This window comes from Agrobacterium sp. rho-13.3 (assembly GCF_033957765.2).
Classification (GTDB): domain Bacteria; phylum Pseudomonadota; class Alphaproteobacteria; order Rhizobiales; family Rhizobiaceae; genus Agrobacterium.
The window spans coordinates 1,553,935-1,579,964 of sequence record NZ_CP192775.1 but is presented as its reverse complement, the minus strand read 5'-3'; the positions used below and the strand labels follow the sequence as shown (position 1 = coordinate 1,579,964).

General features: G+C 55.3%; 24 protein-coding genes. 16 read left to right on the top strand and 8 right to left on the bottom strand.

Translation table 11 applies throughout. The features are described from left to right. The first annotated feature begins 18 nt into the window (after positions 1-18). Both RMR16_RS22045 and RMR16_RS22040 read left to right on the top strand, forming a co-directional pair. Positions 19-1,077, top strand: a complete 1,059-nt coding sequence (locus RMR16_RS22045) for an ABC transporter ATP-binding protein (protein ID WP_320197749.1) — start codon at positions 19-21, stop codon at positions 1,075-1,077. A gap of 15 nt (positions 1,078-1,092) precedes the next feature. Then, positions 1,093-2,016, top strand: coding sequence for a sugar kinase (locus RMR16_RS22040; RefSeq protein WP_320197748.1), 924 nt, complete (start codon positions 1,093-1,095; stop codon positions 2,014-2,016). Between the two features lie 410 nt (positions 2,017-2,426). Here the strand turns inward: RMR16_RS22040 and betC are convergent, their stop codons facing one another. Next, positions 2,427-3,941, bottom strand: coding sequence for a choline-sulfatase (gene betC, locus RMR16_RS22035; RefSeq protein WP_320197747.1), 1,515 nt, complete (start codon positions 3,939-3,941; stop codon positions 2,427-2,429). A gap of 17 nt (positions 3,942-3,958) precedes the next feature. Beyond that, on the bottom strand, positions 3,959-4,912 hold the full coding sequence (gene choX / locus RMR16_RS22030; protein WP_413785927.1) for a choline ABC transporter substrate-binding protein: 954 nt from the start codon (positions 4,910-4,912) through the stop codon (positions 3,959-3,961). 94 nt (positions 4,913-5,006) lie between these two features. Between choX and RMR16_RS22025 the strand changes: the two genes are divergently transcribed. Then, positions 5,007-5,900: a choline sulfate utilization transcriptional regulator gene (locus RMR16_RS22025; protein WP_320197746.1), complete on the top strand. Its 894-nt coding sequence runs from the start codon at positions 5,007-5,009 to the stop codon at positions 5,898-5,900. A 30-nt stretch (positions 5,901-5,930) separates the two neighbouring features. Here RMR16_RS22025 and RMR16_RS22020 read toward each other — a convergent pair whose 3' ends face one another. Beyond that, complete coding sequence (locus RMR16_RS22020; protein WP_320197745.1) at positions 5,931-6,770, bottom strand: AraC family transcriptional regulator; 840 nt, start codon at positions 6,768-6,770, stop codon at positions 5,931-5,933. Positions 6,771-6,887: 117 nt separating this feature from the next. Between RMR16_RS22020 and RMR16_RS22015 the strand changes: the two genes are divergently transcribed. After that, on the top strand, positions 6,888-8,084 hold the full coding sequence (locus RMR16_RS22015) for an MFS transporter (protein ID WP_320197744.1): 1,197 nt from the start codon (positions 6,888-6,890) through the stop codon (positions 8,082-8,084). Between the two features lie 63 nt (positions 8,085-8,147). On the opposite strand, the gene minE is transcribed toward RMR16_RS22015, so the two are convergent. Genes minE through minC form a run of 3 tightly spaced genes read right to left on the bottom strand, consistent with a single transcriptional unit; the run spans position 8,148 to position 9,981 of the window. After that, positions 8,148-8,408, bottom strand: a complete 261-nt coding sequence (gene minE / locus RMR16_RS22010; protein ID WP_320197743.1) for a cell division topological specificity factor MinE — start codon at positions 8,406-8,408, stop codon at positions 8,148-8,150. Continuing rightward, positions 8,405-9,217 (bottom strand): septum site-determining protein MinD, encoded by an 813-nt coding sequence (minD, locus tag RMR16_RS22005; protein ID WP_320197742.1) that lies wholly within the window; start codon positions 9,215-9,217, stop codon positions 8,405-8,407. Before minD ends, minE begins: the two co-directional genes overlap by 4 nt. Positions 9,218-9,246: 29 nt before the next feature. Beyond that, the gene (gene minC, locus RMR16_RS22000) at positions 9,247-9,981 is read right to left on the bottom strand and encodes a septum site-determining protein MinC (protein ID WP_320197741.1); all 735 of its coding nucleotides are present in this window, start codon (positions 9,979-9,981) and stop codon (positions 9,247-9,249) included. A gap of 322 nt (positions 9,982-10,303) precedes the next feature. On the opposite strand from minC, the gene RMR16_RS21995 reads away from it, so the two are divergent. Then, positions 10,304-11,056: a FadR/GntR family transcriptional regulator gene (locus RMR16_RS21995; protein ID WP_320197740.1), complete on the top strand. Its 753-nt coding sequence runs from the start codon at positions 10,304-10,306 to the stop codon at positions 11,054-11,056. Here RMR16_RS21995 and RMR16_RS21990 read toward each other — a convergent pair. Both RMR16_RS21990 and RMR16_RS21985 read right to left on the bottom strand, forming a co-directional pair. After that, positions 11,053-11,844 (bottom strand): carbohydrate-binding protein, encoded by a 792-nt coding sequence (locus RMR16_RS21990; RefSeq protein ID WP_320197739.1) that lies wholly within the window; start codon positions 11,842-11,844, stop codon positions 11,053-11,055. The genes RMR16_RS21995 and RMR16_RS21990 overlap by 4 nt on opposite strands. Before the next feature lie 11 nt (positions 11,845-11,855). Then, on the bottom strand, positions 11,856-13,643 hold the full coding sequence (locus tag RMR16_RS21985; protein WP_320197738.1) for a heparinase II/III domain-containing protein: 1,788 nt from the start codon (positions 13,641-13,643) through the stop codon (positions 11,856-11,858). A 288-nt stretch (positions 13,644-13,931) separates the two neighbouring features. On the opposite strand from RMR16_RS21985, the gene RMR16_RS21980 reads away from it, so the two are divergent. The 11 genes from RMR16_RS21980 to RMR16_RS21930 all read left to right on the top strand — a co-directional run bounded on the left by RMR16_RS21980 (position 13,932) and on the right by RMR16_RS21930 (position 26,028). After that, entirely contained in the window at positions 13,932-14,816 is an 885-nt protein-coding gene (locus RMR16_RS21980) for a carbohydrate ABC transporter permease (protein ID WP_413785945.1), read from the top strand. A gap of 3 nt (positions 14,817-14,819) precedes the next feature. Continuing rightward, a complete protein-coding gene (locus tag RMR16_RS21975; RefSeq protein WP_320197736.1) occupies positions 14,820-15,656 on the top strand; it encodes a carbohydrate ABC transporter permease in 837 nt (278 codons plus the stop codon). A gap of 4 nt (positions 15,657-15,660) precedes the next feature. Then, entirely contained in the window at positions 15,661-16,833 is a 1,173-nt protein-coding gene (locus RMR16_RS21970; protein WP_320197735.1) for a glycoside hydrolase family 88 protein, read from the top strand. A gap of 15 nt (positions 16,834-16,848) precedes the next feature. Next, positions 16,849-17,958 carry an ABC transporter ATP-binding protein gene (locus RMR16_RS21965; protein ID WP_320197734.1) on the top strand — a complete coding sequence of 370 codons (1,110 nt, stop codon included), beginning with the start codon at positions 16,849-16,851 and terminating at the stop codon, positions 17,956-17,958. Between the two features lie 17 nt (positions 17,959-17,975). Further along, a complete protein-coding gene (locus RMR16_RS21960; RefSeq protein ID WP_413785944.1) occupies positions 17,976-18,683 on the top strand; it encodes a DUF624 domain-containing protein in 708 nt (235 codons plus the stop codon). Positions 18,684-18,716: 33 nt separating this feature from the next. Continuing rightward, positions 18,717-19,997, top strand: coding sequence for an ABC transporter substrate-binding protein (locus RMR16_RS21955; RefSeq protein WP_320197732.1), 1,281 nt, complete (start codon positions 18,717-18,719; stop codon positions 19,995-19,997). 67 nt (positions 19,998-20,064) lie between these two features. Then, on the top strand, positions 20,065-21,936 hold the full coding sequence (locus RMR16_RS21950) for a DUF2264 domain-containing protein (protein ID WP_320197731.1): 1,872 nt from the start codon (positions 20,065-20,067) through the stop codon (positions 21,934-21,936). Between the two features lie 147 nt (positions 21,937-22,083). After that, complete coding sequence (locus RMR16_RS21945; RefSeq protein WP_320197730.1) at positions 22,084-22,857, top strand: amino acid ABC transporter substrate-binding protein; 774 nt, start codon at positions 22,084-22,086, stop codon at positions 22,855-22,857. Between the two features lie 105 nt (positions 22,858-22,962). Continuing rightward, positions 22,963-23,643: an amino acid ABC transporter permease gene (locus tag RMR16_RS21940; RefSeq protein ID WP_320198002.1), complete on the top strand. Its 681-nt coding sequence runs from the start codon at positions 22,963-22,965 to the stop codon at positions 23,641-23,643. Continuing rightward, positions 23,640-24,395 (top strand): amino acid ABC transporter ATP-binding protein, encoded by a 756-nt coding sequence (locus RMR16_RS21935; RefSeq protein ID WP_320197729.1) that lies wholly within the window; start codon positions 23,640-23,642, stop codon positions 24,393-24,395. The genes RMR16_RS21940 and RMR16_RS21935 overlap by 4 nt, the downstream gene beginning before the upstream one ends. Before the next feature lie 100 nt (positions 24,396-24,495). Then, positions 24,496-26,028, top strand: a complete 1,533-nt coding sequence (locus RMR16_RS21930; RefSeq protein WP_320197728.1) for an acyl-CoA carboxylase subunit beta — start codon at positions 24,496-24,498, stop codon at positions 26,026-26,028. Positions 26,029-26,030: the final 2 nt, after the last annotated feature.

Here is a 26,030-nt window from a genome sequence, read left to right as displayed (position 1 = left end):
CATGATGGGATCAAAACCATGGCACCGGTCAATATTCAGAATGTTCAAAAGCGTTTCGGCGCAGTCAACGTCATCCACGGCATCGACATCGATATTCGCGATGGTGAATTCGTCGTCCTCGTCGGCCCCTCCGGCTGCGGAAAGTCCACCCTGCTGCGCATGATTGCGGGGCTGGAGGACGTCAGCGATGGCGAAATCCACATCGGCGCGCGTGAGGTGAGCAACCTGCCCGCCCGGGACCGCGATATCGCCATGGTGTTCCAGAACTACGCGCTTTATCCGCACATGACGGTGAAGGATAATATGGGCTTTGCGTTGAAGCTGAAAAAGGTCAGCGCCACCGAAACCGCCCAAAAGGTCAACAAAGCCGCCGCTATTCTGGGGTTGGAAAAGCTGCTGGACCGGTATCCGCGCCAACTTTCCGGTGGCCAGCGCCAGCGCGTTGCCATGGGCCGTGCGCTGGTGCGCGATCCGCAGGTTTTCCTGTTCGATGAACCGCTATCGAACCTCGACGCCAAACTTCGCGTGCAGATGCGCGGTGAAATCAAGGCCATGCACCAGCGCATCGGCACCACCACCATTTACGTGACCCACGATCAGGTGGAAGCCATGACCATGGCCGACAAGATCGTGGTTTTGCATGACGGCGTGATCGAGCAGATCGGCGCGCCGCTGGAACTTTACGACCGCCCGGCCAATCTCTTCGTTGCCGGGTTCATCGGCTCACCCGCCATGAATTTCGTGCGCGGCAAAGTGGAAGAAGGTGTGTTCCGCTCCACCAAAGGCCTTGTTTTGCCACTGCCACAGACGGTCAATCCGGCAGAACTTGGTGGGCGCGATCTCGTCTACGGCATCCGCCCGGAACATATACGCGCGGCGGAAAGCGGCATTGAAGGACGAGTGGAAATGGTCGAAGGCACCGGCTCGGAAATCTACGCGAAATTGAATTGCGCAGGCGATGATATTGCCTGCCTGTTCCGCGAGCGTATCAATGTTCGTTTCGGCGACACGATCCATATTGCCATCGACTCATCCGCCGTGCATCTCTTCGATCAGGACACTGGCAAACGCATTTGAAGGTCGAAGGCTGGCATGAGTGATAAGGTGAAACACCGCAAGCATGTTTTATGCGTGGGTGCCGCTGTGCTGGACACGTTGTTTCGGGTGCGCGACATGCCAACCGGTCAAGGAAAAGTGCTGCCATACGAAATGCTGCAAATCGCTGAAGGCATGGCCTCCAGCGCTGCTTACGCCGTTCACCGCATGGGTGGCCGCGCCAGTCTTTGGGGCGCGATTGGCGATGATGAAACCGGTAGCCGTATTCTCCGCGATCTCACCGACAGCGGCATCGACACGTCAGGCATGACTGTTGCGAAGGGCGCACGCTCCGCCCTTTCAACCATCATCATCGATGACCAAGGGGAGAGGCTGATTGTCCCGTTTTACGATCCAAAGCTGCACGACAACAAACGCTCCTGCACCACAGATGACATAGCGCCCTTCGATGCTGTTCTGGTCGATGTGCGCTGGCCCGAACTGGCGTTCGAAGTTTTGACCGTCGCCCGCGCACTCGGCAAGCCCGCCATTCTGGATGGCGATGTTGCGCCGGTGAAAACCCTTGAAAAGCTGGCCCCCGCCGCAACCCACATCATCTTTTCAGAACCAGCGGCAGAACGGCTGACCGGAACCAGCGACGTTTCCGCCATGTTACCGATTTTGCATATGCGATATCCGCAGACCTTCATTGCCGTTACCGCCGGACCTGCGGGCTGCTACTGGACAGAACCGGAAAAACCCACGGTTCACTTTCAATCCACATTGAAGATCAAGGCTGTCGATACGCTAGCGGCGGGAGACGTCTTCCACGGAACTTTTGCTCTCGCAGTTGCAGAAGGCATGAAAAGCCGCGCCGCCATTCAGCTCTCGTCGGTGGCTGCCGCACTGAAATGCACCGTTTTCGGCGGCCGCGCGGGCACGCCGACCAGAGAAGAAGTCGAGGCCGAACTGAACTCTTAAAAGGAGTGGTGTCTACGAGAGGATTCGAACCTCCGACCCCAGGATTCATACCACTTCGGCTTTAACCGCCATCCATAAGGATGTTCGTGGTCTGGACTGTCCCTTCACCATGGACCTTTCGGTCTTTAGGTGCTGCCCATCCAGTCTCTACACCTTCACCGGATTTCTCCAGCGCTTGGCTCGGGATTGGCATGCTGAAAGTTCAGCGAAGCGTTCCCCGAATTTGAGCAGATCGATTACGGCGTTTCCAACCGTAACCCCCAATTTACAACTAGGAATCCTGTGCTCTATCCTGCTGAGCTACGTAGACAAGCTCTTTGGTTTACCGGGCTTCGATACCTCATCACAAGAATTTCGGCAACGTCCTTTGCCATTCATGAGCAAACAATTTTGTTGCGTCTGTTGCAAACCTACTCACCTCTGGGGTATCGCTGGTTCTCTTCCAGCACATTGAGGTCCATGTGATTGCGCATGTAGCGCTCCGATGCTTTCTGGAGCGGCTGATAATCCCAAGGGTAATAGGCGCCGTTGCGCAGGGCTTTGTAGACCACCCATCGACGTGCCTGACTTTCGCGCACGGACGCATCGAATGATGCCAAATCCCAGCGACCCTGCACCTGCGCCATCAGGGACACGAATGCCTCCTTGTGCTCTGGATTGTTGGCGAGATTGTTCAATTCGTGCGGGTCTGCATCCAGATCAAACAGCATGGGAAGATCGTTTTCGCAAATGCTCAACTTATACCGACCGTCCCGTATCGCCACGAGTGGCGATATAGATCCCTCGGCTGCATATTCCATCGGCACCGGGCTGCGACCTGCGGTTCCATCCACCAGACCGGACAGATCTTCGCCATCCGTCCATCTTTTCAAGGATGTGATATCCAGCCCGGCGAGAGCGCATAGCGTCGGCGTGACGTCGAGTGTGGAAACGGGTTCATCGAAGCGCTTCGACTGCCAGCCGGGTACGGACATCATCAATGGCACACGCGCCGAGCCTTCGAAAAAGCACATCTTGAACCACAGGCCACGCTCTCCCAGCATGTCGCCGTGATCGGAAAGGAATACGATGATCGTATCCTCATCCATCCGTGTCCGTTTCAGGACGTCAAGGATGTCACCTACCTTTTCATCGACATAGGAGATATTTGCAAAATACCCCTGCCTCGCCCGCCTCACCTGTTCTGGCGAAATGTCAAAAGCCGTGTGATCGCAAGCCTCCAGCAACCGCTGAGAATGCTGGTCGAGATCGGCAAACGGCATTGCTGCTACGTCTGGATCAAGAGCGGGGCAGTCCTCGTAGAGATCCCAGAATTTCCGTCGCGCCACATAGGGATCGTGCGGATGGGTAAAGCTCACCGTCAGGCACCATGGGCGCTCGTCCAGTCTGCGCGAGAGGTCGTAGAGTTTACGGGTTGCGTGGTAGGCGACCTCATCATCATATTCCATCTGGTTGGTAATCTCGGCCACCCCAGCGCCGGTAACCGAGCCGAGATTGTGATACCACCAGTCGATCCGCTCGCCGGGCTTGGTATAATCCGGCGTCCAGCCGAAATCAGCGGGATAAATGTCCGTTGTCAGCCGCTCTTCAAAACCATGAAGCTGATCCGGCCCGACGAAATGCATTTTGCCGGAGAGACCAGTGTAATATCCAGCCGAGCGCAGATGATGCGCGTAGGTTGGAATGTCGGAGGCAAATTCCGCCGCATTGTCATAAACGCGGGTTCCACTTGGCAGTTGGCCAGACATGAATGACGCACGAGCAGGCGCGCAGAGCGGGCTTGCCGTATAGGTGTTGGCGAAGCGCACGGAACGCTCCGCCAAAGCCTTCAAGTTTGGCGCATGGAGAAAATCCGCTGGTCCATCAGGAAAGAACGTTCCGTTCAACTGATCGGCCATAAGGATGAGTATATTCGGCTGCGCCATGCAAAATTATCCTGAAATCAGAGTCCGATAGCAGCTTTTACGGCTTCGTTACCGGGTTTTCCATCCAGCGTGGTGACGCCGTTCAACCATGTATCGATGGATTTTGGGTTGGCTTTCAACCACGCTTTTGCCGCATCCGTCGCAGTCTGACCGGCCAATATCTCGCCCATCAGATTGTTTTCCATGGTGACATCGAATTTCAGGTTCTTGAACAACCCGGCAGCATTCGGGCATTGCGCCGTCCAGCCCGTGCGTGCCAGCGTGTAAACCTCAGCACCACCAAAATTCGGGCCGAAATAATCATCGCCGCCGGAAAGATATTCGATAGAGAATTTCTCGTTCATCGGGTGGGGGGCCCATGCCAGAAACACGACGCCCTTCTTTGATTTTCCAGCGCGGTCAACCTGCGCCAGCATGGCTTGCTCACCGGACTCAACCAGTTCCCAATCCTTCAGACCGAACTTTTCCGAAGCGATGATTTTCTGAATGTTCTGATTGGCAGGAGCGCCGGGTTCGATGCCATAAATCTTGTGGTCGAACTCATCGCCATGCTTTGCAAGATCGGCGAAATCCTTGATACCCTTTTCTGCCATATAAGCAGGAACTGCGAGGGTAAATTTCGCGCCTTCAAGGTTTTGACCGATAACCTCGATTGCCTTTGCCGAATTCAGATCATCGATGAAGGATTTTTGGGCTGGCATCCAGTTTCCCAGAAACACATCGATTTCACCTGTTTTCATGGCCTGATAACCAATTGGAACAGACAGCGTCTTTACATCCGCCTCATAACCCAGCGCACCCAGCACCACAGAGGCAACGCCATTGGTCGCCGTAATGTCCGTCCAGCCCGGATCGCTCAACCGAATGGTTTTGCAGGCTGCGTCATCCGCTGCATGTGCATTACCCGCAAAGGCAGCAGCAAGAAGGAGAAGGCCGGAGGTCATCCGTCCTATGCGAAAATTCTTGTTCATTGCCGTTCTCCGGTTATTCGAGAATTTTAGTCAACAACGGATTGATCTCTGCCGTGAAGCAGATAATTTTTGATATGTGACAAAAGGATTTTTTATGGCTGGCAGACCGATTGATCTGGGATGGATGCGCATATTGCTGGAGATAGGCCGGTGTGGAAGCTTGACGGCCGCCGCACACCAACTGCGTTTGACGCAGCCAGCGGTGAGCTATCAAATTCGGCGACTTGAAGAGGAGTTGGGGACGACGCTTCTGAAGCGCCAGCACCGTGGTGTGGAACTGACGCCGGAAGGCAAACGGCTGTATGATCTGGTCAGCCGACAAGTGACCGAAATCGACCAATTGGCGGGCGAACTCAGGAGGCAGGAAAGGCCGACCATTCGGCTCCATACGGATTATGCATTTTCATCCCTGTGGCTCATTCCGCGCATGCAGAATTTCCGCGCGCTTTACCCCGATATCAACATTCAAATCGTCGCGAACCAAAGCCCACTGCGTCACAACGTGGAGGATGGCGATGTACTGGTGATATTCGGAAACAGCGCAGAGGCGGGACAGGATGCAACGCTTTTGCTGGCAGAAAAGGTAACGCCGGTCTGCGCACCCGGATTTCTGGACTGTCCACCTGACGCCGTGACCACCGCGCAGCTGGCCAAATTCAAACTCATCCATCTGGACAGTCCACGCACATCAAACTGGTTTGACTGGCAGAGCTATTTCGGTGAAGTGGGCGTCACGCGCGGCGCGGAAAGCGGAAAAGGCGACATCAGTTTCAACACCTACTCACTCGTCATTCAAGCCGCACTTGGCGAACAGGGCCTGGCAATTGGCTGGTCGGGTCTGGTGGACGATTTGCTGAAAAGCGGCGCCTTGGTAAGTGTAGGCCAAACGATAGAAGCACCAGACAGAGGTTATTGGCTGGTGGGTTCTACAGAGAGAAAAGCTGCTGCCGCGAAATTGGTAAACTGGCTTCTGGAGCAAACCCGATAAGGTGGCCTTTTGGCCTTTTTGCATTGACCATTATGTCATCGCAGTCCGGCCGTGTCTGAGGCTCGATGCTTTCAGATAAGCACTGGGAGAACTGCCCAGCATACGCCGAAACATGGTGGTGAAGGCTGCCACGTTTTCATAGCCCGCATCCAGCGCGACATTCGTTATCGCCTCACCGCCTGCCAGCCGCGGCAGCGAAGCAAAGATGCAGGCCTGCTGCCGCCACGTCACGAAACTCACGCCGGTCTCGGCGCGAAAAACACGGGTAAATGTTCTGCGGCTCATACCCAGCGCGCTGGCCCAATCGTCAATGCTCGTATTGGCGGCTGGCGCGTTGAGAAAGTTGCGGCACAATGCGGCAATGTTTGCGTTGCTTGGAAAGGGAAGCCCAAGCGGCTGTTCAGGCAGATGGCTGATCTCATCCATCAGCAGTTCCATGACCAGTTCACGGCGGCGGCTATTCAGCGGTTTCAAATCTTGACGAACAAGCTCCTCGATCAAATTGCCCGCCAGAACAGTGACCTCGACCACTCTTGGCCGCTCGGTTCTGATGACATCCGGGTGCACATAAACGGAGTTCATTTCAACCCGGCTGATCATTTCGCTGGAATGTGGTAATCCGGCTGGAATGATAAGACCGTGGCCGGGCGGGATCATCCATCGGCCATCTGCTGTGCTGACAAACACCACGCCGCTGCGTGCAAACCACAGCTGTGTTTTTCTGTGGGAATGCACCGGCCCTTTGGAACCAGCCGGATAGGTGCGGCGTAGCGCCAGCACCGACTCATTGTTTCCATCAATGAAGCTGAGAAGCGCTTCGTGCTCCTCGTCGCGAGAAAAGCCGATCTCTCCGAATTCCTGGCTGCGCATTTGGCCCACTCTCGAAAAAATTAGACCAGACCACAAAAGCAGGCCGCAAACAATGCGCGTAGAAGTGCCCCAATATAAAATGAACCGCCATGTTGCGGATATTCGGAGAGAAACATCATGGCGAGTGTGACCAGCACGAGCTTCCCTGCTGAAAAAACGGCCTTTTCCATCATCGCCGCCGCCAGTTTTTGCCACATGCTCAACGACATCATGCAATCTCTGCTAACGTCGCTTTATCCGCTGCTGAAAGCCAATTACGCGCTGGATTTCATGCAAATCGGCCTTCTGACCTTCGCATTTCAGGTCACGGCCTCACTTTTGCAGCCAGCCGTGGGTATTGCGACGGACAAATGGCCTATGCCGTTTTCGCTTCCGGTCGCGATGTTGTCGACATGCGCGGGCCTGATCACCCTCGCCTTCGCGCACAGCTTTCCGGTTCTGGTTATCGGTGCCTGCCTGATTGGCATCGGCTCTGCCATTTTCCACCCTGAAGCATCTCGCGTAGCGCGGGTTGCCTCCGGCGGTCGGCATGGCTTGGCGCAATCCTTCTTCCAAGTGGGCGGCAACACCGGCACCGCCATCGGACCGCTGCTTGCGGCCTTCATTGTCCTGCCCTATGGCCAGGAAAGCCTGAGCTGGTTTTCACTGATTGCCTTGACCGGATTTGCCGTGCTGTCCTGGGTCAGCGTCTGGTACAGCCGCCATCGCCGCAGCACCGCCGGGCGCGCACCTGTGAGCAAAGCATTCCCGCTTCCACGCAACAAGGTGTTGATAACGCTGGTGGTTTTGATCATCTTGACCGCGACCAAGAACGCCTATCTCGCCAGCTTGTCCAGCTACTTCACCTTCTACACCATCGATAAGTTTGGTGTGTCGGTGCAGGACGCGCAGCTGCTGCTGTTCCTGTTCCTCGGCGCATCGGCAGCGGGCGTGTTCTTTGGTGGACCGATCGGTGACCGTTTCGGCTCACGCGTAGTGATCTGGTTCTCAATCCTCGGCGTTATCCCGTTCGCTTTGCTTCTGCCCTATGCTAACCTGTTCTGGACTGCCGTTCTGGTCGTGCTGATCGGCTTCGTGTTCTCGTCAGCCTTCTCGGCCATCGTCGTTTTCGCGCAGGAACTCGTTCCGGGCCGTGTGGGACTGATCGCGGGAATGTTCTTCGGTTTTGCCTTCGGTTTCGGCGGTATCGGTGCGGCTGTGCTGGGCGTGTTTGCTGACCGCGAAGGCATCGAATTTGTCTATCGCATCTGCTCCTACATGCCGCTTCTCGGCCTTTTGACGGTGTTCCTGCCCCGGCTACCGTCTCACAGATAAGCCATTCGCAACAAAAAAGGCCGCCCCGAACTCAATCGGGGCGGCCTTTCTGCATTGATGAGATCAGGCTGCGCGCAGGCCCGCCTTGAGCGGAATTTCGACGTCGATCTCCAGCAGCGAGACGTGCTCATCGCTGTCCATCTTGACGTGAACCTTGTCGTTATCGATCTGAACGTGCTTGGCAATCACGGCCAGAATTTCCTCGCGCAGCACTGCCACCAGATCGGTACCCGCACAGGTCCGCTCATGGGCTAGCAACAGCTGCAAACGGTCGCGCGCGACAGGTGCCGATTTCTGTTTACGAAAAAGGCTGAAGATACTCATGCGGCCCTCCCGAATATCTTGGAGAATATGCCGCGCTTTTCGCCCGGAATAACAATAGGAAGCTCTTCACCGCAAAGACGGCGCGCCGCATCGAAGTATGCCATGGCCGGTGCCGATTTTGCGTCGGCCAGCGTTACAGGTGCACCCACGTTGGATGCGCGCAGAACGTCCATGCTTTCAGGAATGATGCCGAGCAGCGGAATGGAGAGAATTTCCAGAACGTCGTCCACTTTCAGCATGTCGCCACGTTCTGCACGAACCGAATCGTAGCGTGTCAACAACAAATGCTTTTCCATCCGCTCGCCGCGTTCGGCTTTCAGCGTCTTGGAATCCAGCAAACCAATGATGCGGTCGGAGTCACGCACGGAAGAGACTTCCGGATTGGTCACGACCACGGCAACATCGGCATGGCGCATGGCCAGGGTGGCACCGCGCTCGATACCCGCAGGGCTGTCGCAAATGACCCAGTCGAAGTGCTTCTTCAGCTCAGCGATGACCCATTCAACACCTTCCGGCGTCAGATTGTCCTTGTCGCGGGTTTGTGAGGCTGGCAGCAAAAACAGCGTGTCCAGACGCTTATCGCGGATCAGCGCCTGCGGCAGCTTGGCATCGCCCTGAATGACGTTGACCAGATCATAAACAACGCGACGTTCCGCGCCCATCACCAGATCGAGGTTACGAAGGCCGACATCAAAATCCACGACGACGACTTTTTCGCCTCTTTGTGCCAGCGCTGCACCAAGCGCAGCAGTTGACGTGGTCTTTCCAACGCCACCCTTACCGGAAGTAACGACGACTACCTTCCCCATCCTGCTCTCCTGTTCTTGCCGCATGCGGCTTAATTGAGTTTGTCCGCTTTGATCGTATCGTTTTCCAGCCAGAGCTGGACGGCCTGACCGCGAAACTTCGGGTCGATATCTTCAGCAACCTTGTAGACGCCGTCGATGGCCAGCAACTCGGCTTCCAGCTTCTTGCAGAAAATCCGCGCCGAGGCATTTCCAAGAGACCCCGCCATGGCACGGCCACGAAGCGCACCGTAAATATGGATCGATCCACCGGCGATGACTTCGGCACCCGACGCGACGGAACCAACGATCGTCACGTCACCTTCCGGGAAGATGATCGACTGGCCGGAACGCACCGGTTCGCTAATCATCAAAGACTGAACCACGCTGCGAATTTCTGTAACGGGCGCCGTGACTGGCTCCTCGACAACACCGATCGTCGCAAGCTCAACCGGAGCCACCTCAACGTCAGACGCCGCTTTGCCGCCTTTCAGCGCGGGTGGCATTCCAGGCTCTATCATCGATGGACGCGCACCTTCGATGCCCATCACCGCGACATTGCGGGAGAACAATTCGGCGAGCAAAGCTTTCAGCCCTGCCTTGTCGAGCTTCAGCTCCGCCACATCCAGAACGACCGGACGTGACAGAAAGAACCCGGCGGAACGCGCTGCCAGATCATCAAGCCGCTCCAGCCACAGATCCAGCGGCTGTTCGGGAGAAAGCACGACCGCAAGAAACGAGCGACCTTTGATACGGATTGAGGGTGAGGCTGTTAGCACTTTGGTCATCTTGGTAAACAAATCATTGCCAAAGGAGTAGCCCAAATATGGTTAACAAATGGTTAATAAGGGCATATTGGGGAGGCTAAAATTAACCCGTACAGACCCATGATTTCTATCTATACCGAGTCTTGAACAACGGGAGACAAACGCCTTATTTTGCCGACATTTCACGTCAGCACTGGAATTTTTTTTGACACAAAAATGCTCAAGGCCTAATGAAAAGTGTAAATTTGTCAAACTGCTTATTTAAATTGATCTTATCATTGAGTTAAATCGAAATTCATCATACATATTTACATGATACCTTTCGTTTCCGACCTTTCAATCCATGGTGACTCTCGTGCGAGAACAGCAAAAACAGCGCGGCAAATCCTCCGTATCTCTCGTAACGCAGGTCAGTACCGTTCTGAGAAACGCAATTGCGTCCGGCACCTATGGACCAGGCCAACGGCTTCCGAGCGAAATAGAGCTGACCGAAACCCATGGCGTGAGCCGTACTGTCGTACGCGAGGCGGTAACGGCATTGCGATGTGATGGGTTGGTTGAGGTGCGCCAAGGTGCTGGCATTTTTGTTCTGAAACGCGAAAAGGACGCCCTCTCCACGGCCAAAGTCGATAAGGCCAGATTATCGTCGGATCTCGAAGTGCTGGAAATCAGAACACCGCTGGAAATAGAAGCTGCCGGGCTGGCGGCGCTCCGACGCTCACCGTCGCAGGAAGAAGCGATATTTGACTGTCACGCCAGAGTTCTGGACTGCATCGAGAAAAATACGTCGATTCGAGAAGCTGACCTTTCGCTGCATTTGGCAGTCGCGGCAGCCACCAACAATCCGCTTTTCACACAATTTCTTGAACTGCATGGACAGGCCGTGATCCCGCAATCCAAGGTCATTTCCGAAAAACATGAAGTTGACCAGACGGCCTATAGGCGCTTGATTCACAAGGAACATGAAGCAATCGTCGTGGCGATTTCGGATCGCGACGAACAGGCCGCCAAACTTGCCATGCAAGAGCATCTTCGCGGCAGCCAGCATCGATATCGCGATATGATGCGCGACATAAGAGGCATTGCCGCCCACTAAGTGGCGGCGTCTACGCCCCAGACCTCAATCTGCGTCAGCGCCGGAAACGGCGAAGGATCCTCTGCTTTTTTGAGGTCGTGCAGCGTCACCCATTCGACCGTTCGTGGTTCGATCTCGAATAGCTGTGCTGCTCCGGTTTTTACCAGCGCCAAGCTGGTGGTATAGCCATCTGAAAACGTCACACAGGCTTTGTCCCACCAGGCGTCATGCGGAAAATCGGCCCTGAGATAGATGGCCAGTTGATCGACCAGAACCGGCCTCCCGAAATTCACCGTCAGCGCAGCGGCCGGGTCGCGATTGATGCCCCAGCTGGTGTAGGGCCAAAACCCGTGATCGGTATTGGCCTTTTCACCATCAATGGCATTGCGCGCCGCAAATACGGCCTCACCTCGGGTTTCAACATTTGCGGAAGCGTGTGGAAACAGTGAGCTGTTTGCGTGGTCATCAAACGGATTGAGAGCGAGATTTCGACGGGCAGACACCTCTTCAGCCGCTGCTCGACGGGCGGAAATTCGATGCAAATCACCCAAAAAGGCTTGGGGCGCATAGGTTTTTTGTTTCGCACCGAATGGAACGGGCATTGTAAAACTTGTCTCGGCGAGAAAAACCAGTGCTGGCTGTATTCCCGCATCAAATGACAGAAGAATATGGCCGGGCTGCGAGGTCTCGACAACGATGCTGTCACCTTCGGAATATGCCGCACGATAGACAAGAAAAGCCTCATCGCCGGAATTGGACTGCGCCAACACGATGCCAGCAGCGTTGACGACCTTGAGTGTAAGCTTCATCGGCTTCCTCCTTAACGGATGACGAGGCGAAGGCGTTTGCCTTTGAGGGGGATGAGAATGCGGTAAATCGTGTCCGGCCAAGATTGACGCAGGCGAGGATCATCGATGCGGATCGGCTCGACGACAGGCATTCCTGCCCCTTCGAGAGCCACACTCCCCAAGTCGCCCAAAACCACGAGGTTTCCATCGACCACAGGCATTTCAACCGTCATGAGAGACAACACAGCCTCATGCTCGCCGTCATAATCGTCGGTGATGTCGATGTGGCTGTTACGAACGAGCTGAACGGTTCTGCGACAGCGCTGAACACATGCTTCGGTCGGATAAGCCCCTGCTATATCGAGCGAAATTTCCGCACGTTCTTCGCTGAAGTCGGCTGAGAAATTCCTTGCAGCGAAGTGCTGCCCATTGGATTGCGTCACGCCACCGAATGTCGGCAGGTTGTGATAGGCCGATTGCATTGTCCAAATGTCATAACGCTGCGGCGAGAAGGTTTTTGCGGTGTAGGTTTCCACACCAACATCAATGATGAAAGGGCGACCATGCTTATAAAGCGTGAAACTGCCGACATCGTTGTGGTTGTGGCTCTCACCATTGTTCCCACCTTTGACAGCGAGATCAAACGTCTCGTCGCGCGCTATGGCCAGTTCTATGCCGGGATACAGTGTGTCGAATTTTTCGGGTCGAGGCGCGTTAAAGGCGCTCAGCTCTTGTTCTGTCAGAATGGCTTGAGCGCGATACCAAAGGTTCCATTCGTTCTGCATCAACCGCCTGGCGGAATTTCGCCATCGGTCTGCGGCAAAGGCCTGAAGTGGTTGCGATGACACTACTTTGCCGAACAGAAATTCCCGTACACCACAGGTTTCAACCCGCGCTGGCGCGTCGGCGAAATTGAAAAACCGGTCATCGTCGATGTGCATGTGTTGAATGAATTCAGCCATGTTGCGAACTTTCCGTGCGGCCCACAGCGGCGCCACCACGCCGGGTGCGGCCTCGTCAAAAACGGTCATCGCCCCGAACATGCAAAGCGCAGCGTGCCCGTAATACAGCACACCCTCTTCACAGGCACCGTCCTCGGCATAGTCCTTTTGAAACGCATCAAGGCTCTTCAAGGCCTGCTCGAAAACCAACCGCCTTGTGGGCTGATCGGTTGGCAGCAGAAATGTGGACAGAAGAACATTTTGCGTAATCCACGCCGTCCAATTGTTCATCCGCTCATCACCATTGCCCATCCACCAGAAATGGCGAGACAGATAAGGCTGAATGATCCGTTGATTGATTTCCGCAGATATGCGCTGGACGAGATCGGGACTGACGCTCTCCAGTTCCGTGCGTAAAAGATGCAAACAAAGGGCGAGATTGGCACCTGTTTCTGCCGAAAACAAATCGATGACGGGATTTTGCGGATCAGGGAAAGGCGCGCGTGCACCACCGCGAACGTGGGAATTATGTGCGGGCAACTGCCAGCCGCTTTCCTCGCAGATCAGCCAGAGACCATCGATGATGGCACCAAGAAAGCGCCCCTGCCCTTCGATCGTTTCTCCAAGCACCAGAGCATTCAACTTGAGGCGCCGCGAGAAATAAAGCTCTTCAAAACGGACACGGTTTCCGTTCACCGTATATTCACGGTAGTCGCTGGCCAGAATGACAGACCAAGGCTCACCTAAAACACGCTCCGCAGCCTCTACGAGTTCCGCTCTGGCATCATCCGATACAGATGACCGTATTTTTTGGGTGGTGATATCAGCGCCGAAATCGGCAAGCCGATCCGGCAAAAGCCGCATCATCTCTACAAACACGCCTTAGCCTCCCTGCGCGTTTCGAAATTCGATATAGCGGCTCCTATCATACGTATTTTAAAAACACTAGAAAATTTGTCTGACTTTATGCAAAGTTGTTTGACCAATATCGATATTGTGTTATCGAAAAGGCGGGAGGCGGCAGAACGAGTGTCTGGCCGCGATGGAAACAAAGCCGTTCAATGCCGGTAAAAGGTTGTGAACGGTCATGGGAGGTATGCTGTGGCAATCGCGACTGCGACTGCGTCTGACAAGCAGGCGGCTCCATATCGCAAAAAGAAAGTCCGCATCGTTTCCAAAGGACGGCGCAGGATAGAGAATGCGTTGATTGCCTATTCCTTTATCGCGCCGAACTTTCTCGGCTTCGCGATTTTCACGCTTGGCCCCATCCTCTTTGCCTTCGCGCTCGCCTTTATGCATTGGGACGGCTCGAATGCCATGCGCTTTGCGGGCCTCGATAATTTCTGGCGCCTGTTTGAAGACAAGGCGTTCATCTCGGCCTTCTGGAACACGATTGTCTATACCGTGGTCTCCGTGCCCGCCACGCTGGCCTGCGCGCTGGGGCTTGCGGTTCTGCTGAACCAAAAAATCCTCGGGCGTGATTTCTTCCGCACAGCGATGTTCTTTCCCTATGTCGCGTCGCTGGTGGCCGTCGCTGTCGTCTGGAACATGATTTTCAACCCGGAAATGGGGCCGGTCAACATGTTGCTCTATACGCTCGGTCTCGATCCGGCAGACATGCCGGGCTGGGCGGCTGACCGGCACTGGGCCATGGTTACGGTCATTCTCTTCGGCATCTGGAAGAGCATGGGTTACTACATGGTGATCTATCTGGCCGGACTTCAGGGCATCAATTCCGAACTCTATGAAGCCGCAGGTCTGGATGGCGCGAATGCCTGGCAGAAGTTCATTCACGTCACCCTGCCGCAATTAGCACCGACGACGTTTTTCGTCACCGTGATGCTGACGATCCAGTCCTTCAAGGTGTTCGATCAGGTTTACATGATCACGCAGGGTGGACCCGGCACCTCGACGCTTGTTCTGGTTTACCACATCTACAACGAAGCCTTCATTTCCTGGGATCTCGGTTATTCCAGCATGATTGCACTCGTACTGTTCTTCCTCGTCCTTGCCGTCACGATCATTCAGTTCAAGCGACAGCGGGAGGATTGATCAATGCGGATTATGGGCCGGAAAATCTCGATCGGAACGGTTGCCGTCTACGCGACCATCATTGCAATCACCATCATCATGCTGCTGCCGTTTGCGTGGATGCTGTCGGCATCCCTCAAACTCAGCCGGGACGTCTTCGTCTTTCCGATCGAATGGATTCCCTCGCAACCGCGATGGGAAAATTACACCGAAATCTGGACGAAAATTCCGCTGGCGCTGTTCATCTACAACACGTCCAAGCTGACGATCATCGTCACGGTCATGCAGCTTCTGACGTCCAGCTTCGCAGCCTATGCCTTTGCAAAGCTGAACTTTCCATACAAGAACACACTTTTTTTGGGATATATCGCCACCATCGCCATGCCCTGGCAGGTGTACATGGTGCCGCAATTCCTGCTGATGCGCGAGTTCGGCCTCAACAACACCCATCTGGCGCTGATTTTCCTTCAAGCCTTCACCGCTTTTGGCGTTTTCCTGATGCGTCAGTTTTATATGTCGATACCGAACGAACTGTGCGAAGCGGCCCGGATCGACGGCATGAACGAGTATCAGATCTGGGCGAAGATCATGCTGCCGCTGTCCAAGCCGGCCCTTTCAACGCTGACGATCTTTACCTTCGTCACAACGTGGAACGACTTCCTCGGACCGATGATCTATCTGACGAAAACCGAACTAAAGACCATCCAGATCGGTCTTCGCATGTTCATTTCGCAATATTCGGCGGAATACGGGTTGATCATGGCGGCATCCGTGGTTGCGCTGATCCCGGTTCTCATTGTGTTCCTCGCGCTGCAACGCTTCTTCGTCGAAGGCGTCGCATCTTCCGGCATAAAGGGCTGATTCCATGCTTGATCTCATCAACAAACAACCAAGCCCGATCAGCGATGCCGAAGTCGAAACGGCAATGGCTGTTGCCGTTGCTCAGGTGCGGCGCAACCTGCCGGAGTTTACCTACAAGGCGCAAAACCATTCGAGCGTCGGCAATGTCTACCCTGCTGTCGCCAACGATCAGTGGACCGCCGGTTTCTGGCCCGGCCAGATATGGCTTGCCTTCGAGCATACCGGCGACAAGATTTTTCAGTATGCGGCACAGATACAGGTGCAGAGCTTTTTGCATCGCATCGAAAACCGCATAGAGACCGACCACCACGATATGGGTTTTCTCTATTCACCTTCCTGTATCGCCGCTTGGAAACTGGTGGGTGATGAGGATGGCAAAAGTGCTGCCTTGATGGCAGCCGATCAATTGATGGAGCGGTTCCAGCCGGTTGGGCAGTTCATTCAGGCATGGGGCCGAAAAGGCAATCCAGACGAATATCGCTACATCATCGACTGCCTTCTCAACCTGCCACTGCTCTATTGGGCAGCGGAGGAAACGGGGCGGGAGGATTATCGCGATGTTGCCTTGGCCCATGCCCGCACAACGCTGGCCCATTCTGTTCGGCCCGACGATTCCACCTATCACACTTTTTACATGGACCCGGTCACCGGCGCGCCAGTGCGTGGCGTGACCAAGCAGGGATATAGCGACGAGAGCTATTGGGCGCGCGGGCAGGCATGGGGTATTGCCGGCATGGCGCTCTCTTATCGCTATGAGCGACTGCCCGCCTATCGCGATGCTTTCGAACGGCTTTTGGCATTCTATCTCAAGCGGTTGCCGGACGATCTCGTTCCCTATTGGGATCTGGTTTTCTCGCAGAAGGATAACGAGCCACGCGACAGTTCGGCAGCGGCCATCGTTGCCTGCGGCCTGCTGGAAATGGCCGACCTGGAAGAGCCGGAACAGGCTGAACACTACCGCGATCTTGCAAAACGCATGGTGAAGAGCCTTGTCGACACCTACGCCGTCAAAGACCCGGCGATCTCCAACGGGCAGCTTCTCCACGGCACTTACTCGAAGAAAACGCCGCACAACACCTGCCGCGGCGAAGGTGTCGATGAATGTGTGTCCTGGGGCGATTATTATTATCTGGAAGCACTGACGCGGCTTTCTCGAAACTGGTCTTCCTATTGGTGAGCGCGTGAGGAACACATGGCAAGCATTTCGCTGAAAAAACTCAACAAGACCTTTGGTGCGCTCAAGGTCGTCCACGATATCGATCTGGAAATTGAAGATAAGGAATTCATCATTCTCGTCGGCCCATCCGGCTGCGGCAAATCCACCACCTTGCGCATGATTGCGGGGCTGGAGGAGATTTCCGGCGGCGAGCTTCGGATCGGCAGCGATGTCATGAATGACGTGCCTTCCAAGGACCGCGACATTGCCATGGTTTTCCAGAATTATGCGCTTTATCCGCATATGACGGTTTACAAAAACATGGCCTTTGGCCTCGAGCTGAGAAAGGCGCCACGCGACGTCATCGACACCAAGGTCAAGGAAGCTGCGAATATTCTCGACATCACCCATCTGTTGAACCGAAAGCCGAAAGCGCTTTCCGGTGGCCAGCGACAACGTGTTGCGCTGGGTCGCGCGATGGTGCGCAACCCGGAAGTCTTTTTGCTCGATGAGCCGCTGTCCAACCTCGATGCCAAATTGCGCGGCACCATGCGCGCGGAAATCAGTAAGCTGCACAAGCGGCTGGATGCCACCTTCATTTACGTGACCCACGATCAGGTCGAAGCCATGACCATGGCAGACCGCATCGTGGTGATGAAGGATGGTCACATTCAGCAGGTGGACACGCCGCAAAACCTTTACGACCGACCGATCAACATGTTCGTCGCCGGTTTCATCGGCGCACCGCAAATGAACATGCTGCCGGTGACTTTGAAGCGCGATGGTGATCGTTTGGTGGCCGTGTTCAATGGCAATACCATGCCTTTGCCGAGCAGCATCGCCGCTGACCGTTTGCGCCCTTATGAAAACAAGGAACTCATTCTCGGCATTCGTCCGGAGAACTTTCACGAGTTTGTTCCTGCTGACATCGATGCGGCCAATACGGTGCCCTTCGATGCGACGCTGGAACTGGCAGAACCGATGGGATCGGAAGTGCATCTCAACCTTATCTCGGGTGGCAAGCCCATGATCGCAAGGGTTTCGCCGCGCTTCAAAGGAAAGATCGGCGACAACATTCCGCTTGTCGCAGACCTGACCAATGCCCAGTTTTTCGACCCTGAAACAGAACGCTCCATTCTTTACTAAGTGGTGGGAGACGCATGATGCAATGGCTTGAGGGACTATGGACAAGGGAGGGAGCGGGCATCGACAAGGATGCCCCGCGTCCCACCGGCCTTGCCCTGTTCTTTGATGTCTTGCGACGTGAATGGTGGGAGATGGTGAAACTCAACATTCTCTTCCTGCTGTTCAGCCTGCCGGTGGTGACGATGCCCGCCGCAACGCTCGCGATGGCGCGCGTTGCGCGCTCTTTCGCTGCGGATGAAAACACCTATCTGCTACGCGATTTTCTGGAGGCGTTTCACCGCTATGCATGGCGTGGCACGGTGTTGATTGTTCTTTGCGCCGTCATGACCGGCGCAAGTGGCTATGCAGCTGTCAGTTACGCACAAGCAGCACATCTTGACATCATCTACAGTTTCCCTCTGGCAATCAGTGTCATGGTCACGGCGTTTCTGTGCCTGATGTCCGCCTATGCCATTGTTATGGCTGTATCTTATGACCCGCCAATCTCGAAAATATTTCGGCAGGCCGCACTTTTGGCTTTGCTAAAGCCGCTCCCGATGTTGGCCGCGCTGGCTTTCGTGGGGGCGCTCTGGCTTGCCCATATCCTGTTTTACCCGATGTCCGTATTCATGCCCGCGACCATCAATTTTTCGCTCGGCATGTTCGCCATCTGCTTTGCAGCCAGAAACATCGAGGCGTTTGCACACCAACATGGTCAGCGCAATTCCGGAGATCAACCCGAATAAACCGAACGAAACTAGTCAGGGAGGAGACCTACTATGGAATTCAGAACAACAAGACGTGCATTCGCATTGGCCACAGCCGGCATCAGCATCGCCATGAGCATGGGTGGATCAGCATTTGCGCAAAGCGATGCGCCCGTAACGCTAAAATGGGCGCTGTGGGATCTGGACAAGGGTGCCTATTTCAAGCCGCTGATGGAAGCCTACCAGAGCAAACATCCCAACGTGAAATTCGAGGCCGTCGATCTCGGCTCGCAAGACTACACGCAGATGATTTCGACGCAGCTGACCGGCGGCTCTAAAGATATCGACATCGTCACCATCAAAGACGTTCCGGGTTATGCAAACCTCGTGCGGGCCGGCAACATTACCGATCTCACCAGCTTCATCAAAGACCAGAAGATCGATCCCGCATCCTATGGTGGGCTGATCGAGGAGTTGACGGTGGATGGCAAGGTTTATGCCCTGCCCTTCCGGTCGGACTTCTGGATTGTCTATTACAACAAGGACATTTTCGACAAGGCTGGCGTACCATATCCCACCAACGATACGACGTGGGCACAGTTTGACGAGATTGCGGGCAAGCTGAAAGGTGGCATGGGCGTGAACCGCACCTATGGGGCACTTCTCCATACATGGCGCTCAACCGTTCAATTGCCGGGTATCCAGGACGGCAAACAAACGCTGGTGGATGGCAAATACGAGTTTTTAAAGCCGTGGTACGAGCGGGCGCTTGCCTTGCAAAAAAGCGGAGCGATACCGTCCTACGCCTCGCTTAAAACCTCCAACACCCATTATTCCGCGCTGTTCTTCAATGGCACCATTGGCATGCTGCCGATGGGAACGTGGTTCATGGGAACGCAGATCGCAAAGGTAAAATCCGGCGAATCCAAAAGCGCCAACTGGGGCATCGTCAAGTTTCCGCATCCTGAAGGCGTCGTGGCTGGTACGACAGCGGCGCAAATTTCCGGGCTTTCAGTCAATAAAAACTCCGGTCACAAGGAAGCGGCGCTGGACTTCATCAAATTCGTGACTGGCCCTGAAGGCGCTGCGATCATCGCATCGACAGGCACATTCCCCGCTCTGCGGTCGGATGGCGTTGCACAGACCATCGCAGCACTTCCCGGCTTTCCGCAGGATCAGAACAGCAAGGATGCGCTCAAGGCGGGCAAAGCCTATCTCGAAATGGCCGTCAATCCGAATGCCGCCAAAATCGAGGTTGTTCTGAACCGTGTTCATGATGCGCTGATGACCGACAACATCTCCATCGATGATGGCATCAAGGACATGGATGAGGGCGTAAAAGCCATCAAGTAAATTATCAGACGGTCGCGGGCATTCTCGCGACCGTCATTCTCATGACCATCTTCCGGAAGATCACGCCGTGCATCACGATAACGCCAAGGCCAACCCACTGTTTGACAATCCCCTGTTGACGAGGGACGATCTCGCAAAAGCAGTGATGGATTTATTCAATCCGCTGCTGCCGTATTTCTCAGCCGGTGGCGCGCGCGTTCGTCTCAGTGCAACGGGTGCCATTTTCGATTATCCGGCAGCGGAACTGGAAGGTTTTGCGCGACCGCTGTGGGGCATCGTGCCGCTTGCGGCTGGTGGATATGACTTCCCGCATTGGGAGCTTTACCGGCGCGGACTGGCCAACGGCACCAACCCCGGCCACGCCGAATATTGGGGCGATGTCTCGGACCGAAACCAGAGGCTTGTGGAACTGGCGGCCATCGGGTTTGCGCTGGCGATGGTGCCGCAACACATCTGGGAACCGCTCAGTGAGACAGACAAAAAAAACGTCTCCGGCTATCTCCTTGACGCGCGCGAACGCGACTTCGTCGACAACAACTGGAAGTTCTTCCGTGTTCTGATCGATCTGGGTCTGGAGCGGGTCGGCATGACCTTCGACAAAACCAAGACGGAAACCTACCTTGACGAGCTGGAGGCTTTCGATATCGGCAACGGCTGGTATCGCGATGGGCCGGTGCGTCGGGTCGACCACTACATTCCGTTTGCCATGCATTTTTACGGGCTGATCTATACGGTGCTCGCAACGGGCAAAGAGGCACGAACGGCGCGTTTCCTTGAGCGGTCTAGAAAATTTGCCAGCGATATACGCCATTGGTTCGGACCAGATGGCGCATCACTCGCTTTTGGGCGCAGCCAGACCTATCGTTTTGCTGCTGGTGGTTTCTGGGGTGCACTCGCCTTTTCCGATCTGGAAGCGCTGCCGTGGTCGCAGGTCAAAGGCTACTATATGCGGCACATTCGCTGGTGGTCGAAGCTGCCGATTTGCGACCGCGATGGCGTTTTGTCCATCGGTTATGGGTACCCAAACCTGCTGATGAGCGAGAGCTACAATTCCCCCTGCTCGCCCTATTGGGCGTTGAAATTCTTCCTTCCGCTGGCTCTACCCAAAGAACATCCGTTCTGGATTGCGCAGGAGGCGCAGCCTGAAACGTTTCCCGAGCCGGTGCCTTTGCCAAAGCCAGGCATGGTCGCCTTTCACACTCCCGGCAATGTTGTCGCGCTGTCTTCCGGCCAGCAGCATGATAAAATGCGGGGCGCGCAGGAGAAATACTCGAAATTCGTCTATTCGACCCGGTACGCCTTTAATATCGAGGCCGACGACCGACATTTTGCCGCCGCGAGTTTTGACGGCATGTTGGGCCTGTCAGACGACGGCATTCATTTCCGCACACGCGAAACACTGGAGGAAGCATTGATCGCGAATGACTGCCTCTATTCGCGATGGAAACCATGGGCAGATGTTGTGGTGGAAACCTGGCTTGTTCCGCTCAATCCGTGGCATGTCAGGCTTCACCGCATCACGACACCCCGTGATTTGCAGACGTCCGAGGGTGGGTTTCCGATCGAGCGCGCGGACTTCAACGCCGATATTGCCGAGGCAGAAATGGGGCGTGCGGTTTGTCACGGCCAGCAGGACGTCAGTGCCATCGTTGATCTGTCGCCAGCCATACAACGCAGTGGCGTCGCGCATCAGGCTATTGCCAACACCAATCTCATCCATGGCCGCACGCTGGTTCCACAGCTACGCGGCACCGTCACTGCCGGTGAAACGATCTTCATCACAACGGCCATCGCACTGCCTGCTGGCGAACATGCGCAGTCGGCACTGTTCAAAATACCTCATGCTCCTGACCTCAAATCACTTGAAGACATGTTCAGGCAAAAAGGCCAACGGGTCGCGGCGTTTGCACTTGACGATGCTCCGACAGCGAACGGTTAACCCCACAGGCAGGGGTCAGAGGAGGTTTTGTTTATCAATGAGAAAAATATTCTCATCTGCCGCATTTTTTTGCATCTTTCCGCCATTTAAAAGTGCACGCTTTATGGGATGAGAGATCAACCATAAAACTCCTGAAAGGAATATTCGATGAGCTGGCTCAAGACACTCGCAACAGCAGCAGCGCTGAACGCTGTCATCATCGCTCCTACCTTCGCTGGCGAAAATCTTGACCAGATCAAGTCTGCGGGCGTCATCAAGATCGGCACGGAAGGCACTTATGCGCCGTTCACGTTCCACGATGCCAGCAACAAGCTCGTCGGCTTCGACGTGGAAATTGGCGAAGCGGTTGCGACCAAGCTCGGCGTCAAGGCCGAATTTGTTGAAGGCAAGTGGGATGGCCTGATCGCCGGTCTCGATTCCAAGCGTTATGACGCTGTCATCAATCAGGTTGGCATCACCGAAGCGCGCAAGCAAAAATATGCTTTCTCCGAGCCTTACATCGCTTCCAAGGCTGTTTTGATCGTCAGCGAGAAGAATGCCGACATTAAAGGCTTTGCAGACCTGAAGGGCAAGAAGTCGGCACAGTCGCTTACCAGCAACTTCGGCAAGCTGGCCACGGAAGCGGGCGCAGAGCTAGTTGGCACGGATGGTTTCGACCAGTCGATCCAGCTTGTTCTGACTGGCCGCGCGGATGCCACCATCAACGACAGCCTTTCCTTCCTTGATTTCAAGAAAAAGCAGCCACAGGCTCCTGTGAAAATCGTCGCGGAAAAGCCTGATGCGGATTACTCCGGCATCATCGTTCGCAAGGGCGACGCCGATCTGGTGGCGTCCATCAACAAGGCCCTGACCGACATCAAGGCTGATGGCACCTACAAGAAAATTTCCGACAAATATTTCGGTCAGGACGTTTCAAAGTAAGCCTGTACCCAGGTCTATTATCCTTCTTGAAAATAGGCCATTGTTGCGATGACATTTAAGGGTCCGGCGTTCGCGCCGGACTTCGTTTTTATTGAGAGGTCCACCGTGCCGCACTGGCTTCAATTGATGATGGATTCCCTGCCCACGCTGCTTTGGGCGGGCGTGAAATTCACCATTCCGCTGACATTGCTTTCCTTCCTGTTCGGCATTGTTCTGGGCCTCGCCACCGCCGTTGCGCGGCTTTTCGGACCAAAGCCGCTGACGCTGCTTGCCCGGTTTTACGTCTGGGTCATTCGCGGAACGCCCTTGCTGGTGCAGCTTTTTGTGATCTTTTACGGCCTGCCAAGCATCGGCATCCTGCTGGATGCGTTCCCCGCCGCTTTGATCGGCTTCACTCTCAATGTCGGCGCTTACACATCGGAAATCATCCGTGCTGCAATTTCATCCGTCCCCAAAGGCCAATGGGAAGCAGCATTTTCCACCGGCATGAGCTGGCGTCAGGCCATGCAGCGCACCATTCTGCCACAAGCCAGCCGCGTGGCGGTGCCGCCGCTGTCCAACACCTTCATTTCGCTGGTGAAGGATACATCGCTGGCCGCCGCCATCACCGTGCCGGAGCTTTTCCAGTCGGCGCAGCGCATTGTCGCCACGACCTATGAACCGCTGATCCTTTATATCGAGGCAGCGCTGATCTACCTCGCTTTGAGTTCCATATTGTCCAACTTGCAGGCGCGGCTGGAAGTGCGCTTTGCCCGTTATGGCGGCATGATGGAGAACAGCCGATGATCGAGCTTTCCAATATCGAAAAACGCTTCGGCGAAGCCGTAATTCTCAAGGACATTTCCCTGCGCTTCCCGGAAGGCAGCGTAACAGCGCTCGTTGGCCCATCGGGTGGTGGCAAAAGCACCCTGCTCCGCTGCATCAACCTATTGGAGCTGCCAACGGAAGGCGAAGTCCGGATTGGCAATGATTCCGTTGCTTTTACGTCCGGTCGGAAAACACCGTGGAAGTCCATTCAGAAAATCCGTAGCCAGACGGGCATGGTGTTTCAGAACTTCCAGCTTTTCCCGCACCGCACGGCCATCGAAAATGTGATGGAGGGCCTGCTGATCGTTCAGAAATGGTCGCGTGAAAAAGCCCATGCCCGCGCCATGGAACTGCTGACCAAAGTTGGTATGGCACACAAGGCAGATGCCTGGCCTGCCAATCTTTCCGGCGGGCAACAGCAGCGCGTCGCCATTGCCCGTGCGCTGGCGCCCTCTCCACAAGTGCTGCTGTGCGACGAACCGACTTCGGCGCTGGACCCGGAACTGTCCGCCGAGGTGGTGGAAGTTCTCGGCCAACTGGCCCGTGAGGGAACAACCATGGTGATGGCAACGCACGACCTGCGCCTTGCGTCTCGCATCGCCAATCTCGTGGTGTTTCTTGAAGCGGGCAAGGTGGTTGAAACCGGCACGTCCGAGGCCATTTTCCGTTCGCCTGAACAGGAACGCACGCGACGTTTCGTGTCCTCTATCAATGCGGCGCAATCACTTTAACCACCACCAAAATCCGCTGTCTCCTCCCTCATAAGCTGTTTCCAATCCGTCATTTCATGTCTAAGTCTATTGGATACTGGATTCGCATGATGGAGGAGCCATGCCCACCGTTCTCGAAGAGCTGGAAACACGCCGTGCGGAGGCACGGCTGGGTGGCGGGCAAAAACGCATCGATGCGCAGCACGCCAAAGGCAAGCTGACGGCGCGAGAGCGCATCGAAGTGCTTCTCGATGAAGGTTCCTTCGAAGAATACGACATGTACGTGACCCACCGCGCGGTGGATTTCGGCATGGCGGAGCAAAAGGTGGCGGGTGATGGCGTCGTCACCGGCTGGGGAACGATCAACGGCAGACAGGTTTACGTTTTCAGTCAGGATTTTACCGTTCTGGGCGGTTCATTGTCTGAAACCCATGCGCAGAAAATCTGCAAGGTCATGGATATGGCCGTGCGGGTCGGCGCACCTCTCATCGGCCTCAACGACAGCGGCGGTGCCCGTATTCAAGAAGGCGTGGCATCGCTTGCCGGTTACGCCGAAGTGTTTCGCCGCAACGCCGAAGTGTCCGGCGTTATTCCGCAAATATCCGTCATCATGGGACCATGCGCAGGCGGCGCGGTTTATTCGCCAGCCATGACAGACTTCATATTCATGGTGCGCGATACGTCCTACATGTTCGTCACGGGTCCAGATGTGGTGAAAACCGTCACCAATGAAATCGTCACGGCCGAAGAGCTTGGCGGCGCCTCCACCCACACGAAAAAATCCTCAGTGGCGGATGGCGCTTATGAAAACGACATCGAAGCGCTGGAAGCGGTGCGTGCACTGTTCGATTTCCTGCCCGCCAACAATCGCCAGAAACCACCGACACGCCCCTTTCACGATGACCCATTCCGGCTGGAATCCAGACTGGACACACTGATCCCGGACAGTTCCAACAAGCCTTATGACATGAAGGAACTCATCCGCGCGCTGGCCGATGAGGGTGATTTCTTCGAAATTCAGGAAGCCTTCGCCAAAAACATCATCACCGGCTTTATCCGTATCGAGGGTGAAACCGTGGGCGTGGTTGCCAACCAGCCGATGGTGCTGGCCGGTTGCCTTGATATCGACAGTTCACGCAAGGCCGCCCGTTTCGTGCGCTTCTGCGATGCGTTCAACATCCCTCTTCTGACGCTGGTGGATGTTCCCGGTTTCCTGCCCGGCGTGGCGCAGGAATATGGTGGCGTTATCAAGCACGGCGCAAAGCTGCTGTTTGCCTATGCCGAGGCGACCGTGCCGATGGTGACGCTGATTACCCGCAAGGCCTACGGCGGCGCGTATGATGTGATGGCCTCCAAACATATCGGCGCCGACGTCAACTATGCTTGGCCGACAGCGGAAATCGCCGTGATGGGTGCAAAGGGTGCGGCGGAAATCCTTTACCGCTCCGAGCTATCCGACCCGGCCAAGATTGCCGCACGGCAGAGCGAATATGAAGAGCGCTTCGCCAATCCTTTCGTGGCGGCAGAGCGTGGTTTTATTGATGAAGTCATCATGCCGCATTCATCTCGCCGCCGCATCGCCCGCGCTTTTGCATCGCTTCGCAACAAGCAGGTGACGACGCACTGGAAAAAACACGACACGATTCCGCTTTGAGG